Source organism: Selenomonas sp. oral taxon 138 str. F0429, assembly GCF_000318175.2.
In the GTDB taxonomy this organism is placed as follows: Bacteria; Bacillota; Negativicutes; order Selenomonadales; family Selenomonadaceae; genus Centipeda; species Centipeda timonae.
This window is the reverse complement of record NZ_KB290930.1, coordinates 105,906-114,832: the sequence shown is the minus strand read 5'-3', so window position 1 is coordinate 114,832 and position 8,927 is coordinate 105,906. Positions and strand designations below refer to the sequence as shown.

General features: G+C 57.6%; 9 protein-coding genes. All 9 read right to left on the bottom strand.

The window, feature by feature from the left end; genetic code table 11:
- Positions 1-841: ABC transporter substrate-binding protein (locus tag HMPREF9163_RS02100; RefSeq protein WP_009439985.1), on the bottom strand; the 841-nt coding region annotated here is incomplete at its 3' end.
- 144 nt (positions 842-985) lie between these two features.
- Positions 986-1,438, bottom strand: coding sequence for a Fe-S cluster assembly sulfur transfer protein SufU (gene sufU, locus HMPREF9163_RS02095; RefSeq protein ID WP_009439984.1), 453 nt, complete (start codon positions 1,436-1,438; stop codon positions 986-988).
- On the bottom strand, positions 1,428-2,666 hold the full coding sequence (locus HMPREF9163_RS02090) for a cysteine desulfurase (RefSeq protein ID WP_009439983.1): 1,239 nt from the start codon (positions 2,664-2,666) through the stop codon (positions 1,428-1,430). The genes sufU and HMPREF9163_RS02090 overlap by 11 nt, the downstream gene beginning before the upstream one ends.
- The gene (locus HMPREF9163_RS02085) at positions 2,650-3,495 is read right to left on the bottom strand and encodes a SufD family Fe-S cluster assembly protein (protein WP_009439982.1); all 846 of its coding nucleotides are present in this window, start codon (positions 3,493-3,495) and stop codon (positions 2,650-2,652) included. The genes HMPREF9163_RS02090 and HMPREF9163_RS02085 overlap by 17 nt, the downstream gene beginning before the upstream one ends.
- Positions 3,495-4,913, bottom strand: a complete 1,419-nt coding sequence (gene sufB, locus HMPREF9163_RS02080) for a Fe-S cluster assembly protein SufB (RefSeq protein WP_009439981.1) — start codon at positions 4,911-4,913, stop codon at positions 3,495-3,497. Before sufB ends, HMPREF9163_RS02085 begins: the two co-directional genes overlap by 1 nt.
- 5 nt (positions 4,914-4,918) lie before the next feature.
- Complete coding sequence (sufC, locus tag HMPREF9163_RS02075; RefSeq protein WP_009439980.1) at positions 4,919-5,677, bottom strand: Fe-S cluster assembly ATPase SufC; 759 nt, start codon at positions 5,675-5,677, stop codon at positions 4,919-4,921.
- Positions 5,678-5,953: 276 nt separating this feature from the next.
- Entirely contained in the window at positions 5,954-6,541 is a 588-nt protein-coding gene (locus HMPREF9163_RS02070) for an MptD family putative ECF transporter S component (RefSeq protein WP_009439979.1), read from the bottom strand.
- 22 nt (positions 6,542-6,563) lie between these two features.
- Positions 6,564-8,039, bottom strand: a complete 1,476-nt coding sequence (locus HMPREF9163_RS02065) for an ABC transporter ATP-binding protein (protein WP_009439978.1) — start codon at positions 8,037-8,039, stop codon at positions 6,564-6,566.
- Positions 8,040-8,050: 11 nt separating this feature from the next.
- Entirely contained in the window at positions 8,051-8,716 is a 666-nt protein-coding gene (locus tag HMPREF9163_RS02060) for an energy-coupling factor transporter transmembrane component T (RefSeq protein ID WP_232296654.1), read from the bottom strand.
- Positions 8,717-8,927: the final 211 nt, after the last annotated feature.

Below are 8,927 nucleotides of genomic sequence, written 5' to 3'. Positions count from 1 at the left end.
TATCGCCCGTCTGAACGCCGAGCTTGTAGTAGTCGATGCCATAGGTCGCGAGACAGCCGCCCGTCACCATGAATGGCTCGGCGCAGATGACCGCCTTGCCCGCCGCATCCGTCACACCGACAAGCGTCGGGATGGAGGAGGAAATGACATTGTCCGTCGGCTCATAGAACACATCCACATCATTGACAAGACTCTGTGCCGCCTGTGGGATGTCGTTGACGGTCGAGACCGTCGCCGCACGCACTTTGAGTCCCTTCGATGTGGCGTACTCCGTCATCGCCTTGATCTGGATCTCGGAGTTGACCTCACTCGAGGAGTAGATCGTGCCGATTGTCTTCGCATTCGGATAGAGCTTGATGAGTAGATCGATCTGTTCCTTGATTGGGTTGAGATCGCTCGTCCCCGTGATGTTCGCGCCCGGCTTCTCATTCGTCTGCGCAAGCTTTGCGTTCACATAGTCCGTGATCGCCGTGCCGACAATGGGGATGTCCTTCGTCGCATTTGCAACAGACTGCGCCGCAGGGGTCGCAATCGCGCAGATGAGATCCACCTTGTCGCTGACAAAGCGCTGGGCGATATTCTGGAGATTCGACTGATCCGCCTGTGCATTCTGACGGTCAATCGTGAGATTCTTGCCCTCCTCGTAGCCGCGCGCCTTGAGTCCATCCACGAACCCACGATTCGCCGCATCGAGAGCATTGTGCTCGACCAGCTGGACAATGCCGATCTTATACGACTTCTCACCACTTGCCTGCTGATCGCCGCCGCAGCCCGCCGTCACGCCGAGGCCGAGCACCGCAATGCCGAGAGCGATGGCTTTCATTGCCGTTGTCATCCGCATCGAATTCCCACCTTTTCTGTTATTCTAATTGTGCAATACTTGCTTATTATACATGGGCGTGACAAAAAAAGCTAGTAGTGACGCGATGAAAAATGCCAAAGGGACTGCCATGCGAGGTAAAATCCTCCCACAGCAGTCCCCATCTTATGACATCTGTCCTGTTTTCAGTACATCTTCGAGCGTGTGCCACGCCAGCACCGCGCATTTCACGCGCGCCGGCATATTCGAGATATTCTTGAGCGCGACCGCCTCATCCAGTTCCTCGAGCACGTCGTCATCCGTGACCTCGCGCTTGATCATTGCGGTGAAGAGCTGCGCAAGACGGTGCGCCTCCTCGACCGTCTTGCCGCGCATGAGGTCGATCATGATGTCCGTGCTCGCCTGCGAGATCGCGCAGCCAACGCCCGTAAAGGCGCCGTCTTTGATGACACCGTCCGCGATCTCGAGCTCGAGTGTGATCTCATCGCCGCAGCTCGGATTGTGCCCGCGCTCGCGCACGGTCGCCGACTCGAGCGCCCCCTTGTTCTCGGGCGCGCGGCTGTGCTCGCCGATGACCTCCGTATAGAGATCGCCGAGCGCCGTTCCCTCAGTCGCCATAGCCGAGCACCCCCCGTACCTTTTTCAGAGCCTCAACGAACTGGTCAATGTCCTCATGTGTGTTGTAGAGATAGAAGCTCGCACGGCAGGTCGCGTTCTGCCCGAGATAGCGCATCAGCGGCTGTGCGCAGTGGTGCCCCGCGCGGATCGCAACGCCGTAGCTGTCGAGGATCGACGCCACATCATGCGGATGAATGTCCTTCACATTGAACGTGATGATGCCCGTCTTATTGTCGCGTGTGCTGTCACAGCCGTAAAGCTCCACAAACGGCAGTTCACGCAGCTTCGGCAGCGCATAGGCGAGAAGGTCACGCTCAATGGTCTCAATGCGGTCAAACCCGACCTTTTCAAGGTAGTCGATCGCCGCAATCAGCCCCGAGGCGCCGCTGACATTCTGTGTCCCCGCCTCGAACTTCGCGGGCAGCTCCGCATAGGTCGTCTCCTGCTCGCCGACGTACTCGATCATATCCCCGCCGAAGAGGAACGGCGGCATCGCGTCAAGGATATCGTACTTGCCATAGAGCACGCCGATCCCCATTGGAGAGAGCATCTTATGCCCCGAGAATGCGAAGAAGTCCGCATCCATCGCCTGCACGTCCACCGCGATATGCGGCACACTCTGTGAGCCATCCACGATGATGACAGCCCCGACCGCATGAGCGCGGTTGGCAATCGCGCGCACATCGTTCACCATGCCGAGCACGTTGGAGACGTGCGTCACGGCGACGATCTTCGTCTTTTCCGTAATCTTGGACGCAATGTCTGCCGCCGAGAGGTTCCCATCCTCCTCGAGATAGATGTATTTCAGCACCGCGCCGCGCGCCTTTGCAACGAACTGCCACGGCACAATATTGCTGTGATGCTCCGAGATCGTGATGACAATCTCATCGCCCTCGCGGATATTCGCGCGCCCGTAGCTGTACGCGACGAGGTTCAGCGCCTCCGTCGCATTCTTTGTAAAGATGATCTCCTCGGGCCGTGCCGCCCCGATGAAATGCTGCGTACGTACGCGCGCCGTCTCGTAGATATCCGTCGCCTTCACCGAGAGCTCATATGCCCCACGGTGCGGATTCGCGTTGCAGTAGGTGCAGTAGTCGGCGACCGCCTTGATGACCGCCTCCGGCTTCTGCGTCGTCGCACCGTTGTCGAGATAGACAATGGGACGACCGTTCATCTTCGTCTGCAGGATCGGGAAATCCTGCAAATACTCGTTATTCCTGCGCTCCACCCAAAAGTCTCCTCTCAAGGTAGCTGCCGATCTCTGCGCGCAGCTCATCACTCTCGATGCGCGCCAGCACCGGTTCAAAGGATGCCTCGACGACCAGCTGCTGTGCCGCACGATCGTCAAGCCCCCTGCTCATCAGATAGAAGAGCTTCTCCTCATCCATCCGCCCGATGCTCACCGCATGGTGTCCGTCCACATCGCCCTCGTGCGAGAGCATGAGCGGCACACTGCGGTTGCGCGCATGCGGCGAGAGGATCATGACCTCCTCGTCCTCCTTGCCGACCGAGCCGCGCGCCCCCTGCACGAAGTCGAGCGTCCCGCGGAACGTCTTGACGCTGCGGTCGAGGAGTGCGCCGCGCACCTGCATATTCGCATCCGTGCGCCGCCCCTCCTGCCGTATCACGTAGTTGAGGTCAATCTTGCGTGCATCGTCGCCGAAGTAAAGCCCCCAGACATCCGCACGCGCCTCATCGCCCGCGAGCGTCACGCGCAGCTCCGACGCCGTATGTGCCGCGCCCGCCTCGACCAGCGTGCAGGAGAAGAGCCCCCCGCGAGCCACATTTGCATGAATGCGGCTCACCGCAGGTGCGTCCGTCGGTGCAAACTGGATGTACGTGAGCGAGGCTTCTGCCCCCTCCGCAACATCCACATAGATCTCCTGCGCGCCGTTTTCGCGCAGCTCCACAACATGCTGCACGCGCTCTCCTGCCGCCGCAGAGAGCCGAATCTCATCTCTTGTATCCGCAAGCCCTGCCGGCACAGGGAGATCATTGACCCCCAGCCAGCGCCATGTCGGCATGGGGATACGGCTGAATACGTCCTGCATTGCCATCACCCCATTGTTCCTTCCAACTCGATATTGACCAAATTATTCATCTCCACCGCATACTCGAGCGGCAGTTCCTTTGCAATCGGCTCGACGAAGCCGCGCACAATCATCGCGCGCGCCTCCTCCTCGTCGATGCCGCGGCTCATCAGATAGAAGATCGCCTCGTCGCTGATGCGGCCAATCTTCGCCTCGTGTCCGATGTCCACCGCGTCACACGCGACATCCATCACGGGCAGCGTATCGCTGCGGGACTCCGAGTCCAGCATCAGGGACTCGCAGTTGACCGAGCACTTCGCCCCGACCGCGCGCGGCGTCACCTTGACCCCGCTGCGGTAGATTGCAACGCCGCCTGACTTCGAGATCGAGCGCGTGCTGATATTCGCCGACGTATTCGGCGCATCGAAGATCACCGTCGCGCCCGTGTCCAGCTCCTGCCCCTTCGAGGCGAACGTAATGCCCGTAAACTCGCAGGTCGCATTCTCCCCGTGGAGAATGCTCGTCGGGTAGAGCATGGACACATGTGAGCCGAACGAGCCAGAGACCCATTCCACCGCGCCGTCCTTCTCCACCTTCACGCGCTTCGTATTGAGATTCATCATATTGCGCGACCAGTTCTCGATCGTCGAGTAGCGCAGACGCGCCCCCTCCTTGACGAACAGCTCGACACAGCCCGCATGGAGATTCGTCACATTGTACTTCGGCGCGGAGCATCCCTCGATGAAATGCAGGCTCGCGCCCTTCTCCACAATGATGAGCGTGTGCTCGAACTGCCCTGCGCCCGCCGCATTGAGACGGAAATAGGACTGAAGCGGAATGTCCACCTTCACGCCCTCGGGCACATAGACGAACGAGCCGCCGGACCAGACCGCACCGTGCAGTGCGGCAAATTTATGCGCCTTGGGCGGCACGAGCGTCATGAAATACTGCTGAACGATATCGCCGTACTCCTGCAAGGCCGTCTCCATATCCGTGTAGACAACGCCCTGCTCCACGAGCGACTCCTGAATTGAGTGATAGACCACCTCGGAATCATACTGTGCGCCGACCCCCGCAAGCGACGTTTTCTCCGCCTCGGGGATGCCCAGACGGTCAAACGTGTCCTTGATGTCCTCGGGCACCTCGTTCCAGTCCCCGACCATCTTCGCATCGGGACGCACATACGTGACAATTTCGTCCATATTGAGCGGGGAGAGATCGGGTCCCCATGCGGGCATGGGCGTCGCGTGGTAGACCTCGAGCGACTTCAGGCGGAAGTCCAGCATCCACTGCGGATCATTCTTCTTCTCCGAAATATCGCGGATAATCTCCTCGGTCAGTCCAGACTGCGACTTATATGCCGAGCGATCCTCATTCGTAATATCGTAGATCGTCCGCTCGATGTCGGCGACCTGCGTTTTTTTCTTTGGTACGAAATCCTCCATGTGGCTCACCCCACTTTGCCCTGATCCGCGAGGATGCCGCCGAATCCCTGCTCGTTGATCTGCTGTACGAGCTCTGCGCCTCCGTCGCGCACGATCTTGCCCTGCGCGAGCACATGGACATAGTCCACCTTCAGCTTATCGAGGATCTTCGCGTTGTGCGTGATGATGAGACAGGAGTTGTCCGCCGTGTGGAACTTCGCCACGCCCTCGGAAACGATCTGCACCGCATCCACATCGAGCCCGGAGTCCGTCTCATCGAGCAGCGCGAGCTTCGGCTGGAGCATCAGCAGCTGCAAGACCTCGCTGCGCTTCTTCTCACCGCCCGAGAAGCCGACATTCAGATAGCGCTGTGCATAGCTCGGGTCGATCTTCAGCTCCGCCATCATCGCGTTCAGCTCCTTGCGGAACGGCATGAGCTTCACACGCTCGCCCGTAATCATCTGACGCGCCGTGCGGATCATATTCTCCACCGTGATCCCCGGAATCTCCTCCGGCGTCTGGAACGCGAGGAAAAGACCGCGCCGCGCACGCTCGAACGCGCGCATCTCAGCGATATCCTCTCCCTCGAGGACGAGACTGCCGCCCGTCATCTCATACTTCGGATGGCCCATGATGACATTCATCAGCGTGGACTTGCCGGAGCCGTTCGGTCCCAGAATGACATGCACCTCACCCTTGCGGATCGTGAGGTCGACCCCCTTGAGGATCTCCTTGCCCTCCACGCCCGCATGAAGATCCTTTATCTGCAGCAATACATCTGCCATAGTAAACTCTCCTTAAAATATGCTTAGTTTAATCCTTACAAAAATACTCGGGATTGACGTTTTCATCATTGTAGGTGCTTTCATATAAAAAGTCAATAACCTAAGACACGATCTATAAACAAAACAAATAATTGAGACTGTTTTTCATAGAAAAAGGGACTATTGTAGGATAAACAAAAGCCTCCCCCGTCGCAACGGGGGAGGGGAACCATGCGCAGCATGGTGGAAGGGGCGCCTCTAACTCACATTCCTCTCCACCTCGACAGCACATAACTCTCAATTCAACTCCCTAAAATGCTTCTTGAGTATCTGCCTCCCGATATAGATCCCAATCACGCCCCCAAGAAAGGCAATCCCCATGCCCGCCGCGAGGAAGACACCCGTGCTGTGCTCGACGAACTTCTGAATCCGCTCCATATCCATGCCCGCCTCCTGCCAGCGAACCATCTCCTGCTCAAGGAAGAAAAGGAGCGGGATTGCGCCGCCGAACACATAAGACGCCTGTATCAGCCCATAGCCCGTCGCGAGCACAGGTATGCGGCTGCCGAGCCCGCGCACTGCCAGATCGACCACGAACGCCACCGCCGTCACCGAGCCGACGAACGGCACATACATCATCCCCGAGAAGCCCGCGAAGAGCGCCGTACTGATTGCCGCAAACAGCGTAATCGCGCCGAACTTCGGAATCTTCTTCACCACAAAGAGGAAGACCGTACCAAGCAGCACGCCGATGAGCGCGGGACTCAGCGCGTGCATCGCGGGCGAGAGCAGCACCGTGAGCGCGCCGATTCCGAGGACGAGCACGCCGTACAGTGCCGAGAGTATACCGATCAGGACAAAGTCGCTGATTTTCCAAGAATTCATTATGTTTTCCTCCAATGGATCGTTATCTGATACGCTCACGAAAAAGCCGCTCAAGTTCGGCTGCGTCCCGCAGTGCAAAATCTTCTGCAATCCGCCCATCCTCGAGGAGAATGACGCGATTGCACGAGTTCATGATGAACTCGTAGTCATGAGTAATAATAATGGCGGCATTCTCCGCCCCCGTAAATTCATCAATGAGCGTGCAGACCGTGCGCATATTGGCATAGTCCAGCCCACTCGTCGGCTCATCGAAAATGCCGATGCGCTTGTGCAGGAGACAGGCGGCGGCAATCACGAGCCGCTGCTTCTGCCCCATCGACAGCCGCATCGGATGCTCATCGATCAGCGGCAGCAAGCGGAACTGCGCAAGCACCGTACGAATACGCGCATCGATGTCCTCCACCTCCTCATTGCCGAGCAGGAGATCATGAAAGAGGCTCGAACCAAAAATCTGAAAATCCACATTCTGCATTACATAGCTGACCGCCGTATAGCGTTTGCGTGCGGCAATGGTTGTTCCACCGACAGAGAGACGACCGCCGCGCTCCCGCAGCAGCCCGCAGATGATTTTCGCGAGCGTACTCTTGCCGCAGCCGTTATGCCCGAGGAGAGCGATACGGTCCCCCGCCCGTACAGAGAGCGAGACATGGCGCAGGACATCCTGCCCGCGCACATAGCCAAACGAAATATGTTCGAGTGACAGCAGCTCTGCACCGCCCATCGCAGGAGCAGCGGCCTCACACGCCGCACGCGTATGGAAAAGGTCAAAACCGCGTATGCCGAACGCGTTCAGCGCCTCGTTGTTGAGTGCATTCATCTCCGCACCGCGATAGCGGCGCACAATCGTCCCCTGCTCCATTATGATGAGTTGGTCGCATACGCCGTGCAGATAGTAGAGACGGTGCTCCGCCATCACGATTGTATAACCTCGCTCCTTCAACTCGTGAATCGTACGGCGGAGAAGTGCGATCGACGGATAGTCCAGATTTGCCGACGGCTCGTCCAGCAGCAGAATCTTGCACTCCAGCATCAGTGCCGAGGCAATCGCAATCTTTTGCTTTTCCCCGCCCGACAGCCCCGAGAACTTCCGTCCAAGAAAACGCTCAAGCGAAAGTGTCTCCACGACAGAGCGCAGCCGCCGCTCGATCTCATCACGCGGCACACCGAAGTTTTCACAGCCGAACACGAGGTCGGACAGCACATCGAGCGTAAAGAACTGATTATCGGGATTCTGGAACACCGTCGCCGCAATCCGCGAAATATCCCCAATCCGAAGGTTCTGCACATCCTGTCCGGCGAGGAGGATCTGCCCCTCCGCTGTGCCCTCGTAGAAACCGGGACAGAGACCGTTGATTCGGCGCAGGAGCGTTGACTTCCCGCAGCCGCTCTCCCCCGCAATCACAATCACCTCGCCCGCCCCTGCCGTGCAGGAGTTCCCGCCAATGCTCCGCTGCGCCCTGTCCTGATATTGAAAGCCTACATTCTGTAACTCAATCATAGCGCACATCCTCAAACAACGGTAAGACAGAGCGCAAAGGCAAGCGGCGCAAGGAAGATCATCGCCCAATCCTTGCCACCCATACGGACATCGAAATAGGATGTGCGCGTCCCACTGTATTCATAGCCCTTGACGAGTGCCGCACCCGAGAACTCCTCCGTAATCTTCTCGCTGCGGAACAGCATCGGCACGACGAAGTACTCAATCGCCTTCATCGGATGGCGCACAACATAGCCGAGCGAGATGGGAATCCCGCGCAGACGCATCGCATCCACAATCACGCGGAAGTCATCCTTCATCGCGGGCAGATAGCGGATCATCACCACAATGCTGAGGATAATGCCCCGATGCAGACGCAGACGCGAGAGTGCTGTCGTGATCTCCGCGATATTCATGCTCCGTTTAAGTGCAATACCGAGCACGACAAACGGATAGATGCGCAGCGCAATGAATGCGATCAGCTCCGGCACGAGGATGAGGGCGCGCGGCACATCCGCCCCGCGCACAAAGCTAAGCCCATATTGGAGCGCAAGCAGCGCAAGGAAGCCGAGACTGCATTTCACGGTCTGCATGAGCGTACTGCGGTCGGCATAGACAATTAGCGAGAGTATAAAGGACAGAATCAGTATTTCCTGTCTGCCTGAATAGATCAGGAAGAACATGAGCAGCAGATTCAAATAGAGTAGCGTCCGAAAATCGAACGCCTTATGCGTTATTGTCAGTATTGCCAGCCTCCTTTTTTGAGACAGTATGAATTATAAAATAAGATTGTTCATAAATATCCACATTGTATCAGCATTCATTATCAATAGCAACTATGAATTAGAAAATATGGGAAAAAAAAAGACCCGTGACGCATCACGAGCTTTTTCTTTGCGGCAACTTCCT

Bases quoted from the DNA above. Each gene is read 5' to 3' on its own strand.
- sufU (WP_009439984.1), bottom strand. From the start codon at position 1,438: ATGGCGACTGAGGGAACGGCGCTCGGCGATCTCTATACGGAGGTCATC.
- HMPREF9163_RS02085 (WP_009439982.1), bottom strand. From the start codon at position 3,495: ATGGCAATGCAGGACGTATTCAGCCGTATCCCCATGCCGACATGGCGC.
- sufB (WP_009439981.1), bottom strand. From the start codon at position 4,913: ATGGAGGATTTCGTACCAAAGAAAAAAACGCAGGTCGCCGACATCGAG.
- sufC (WP_009439980.1), bottom strand. From the start codon at position 5,677: ATGGCAGATGTATTGCTGCAGATAAAGGATCTTCATGCGGGCGTGGAG.
- HMPREF9163_RS02070 (WP_009439979.1), bottom strand. From the start codon at position 6,541: ATGAATTCTTGGAAAATCAGCGACTTTGTCCTGATCGGTATACTCTCG.
- HMPREF9163_RS02065 (WP_009439978.1), bottom strand. From the start codon at position 8,039: ATGATTGAGTTACAGAATGTAGGCTTTCAATATCAGGACAGGGCGCAG.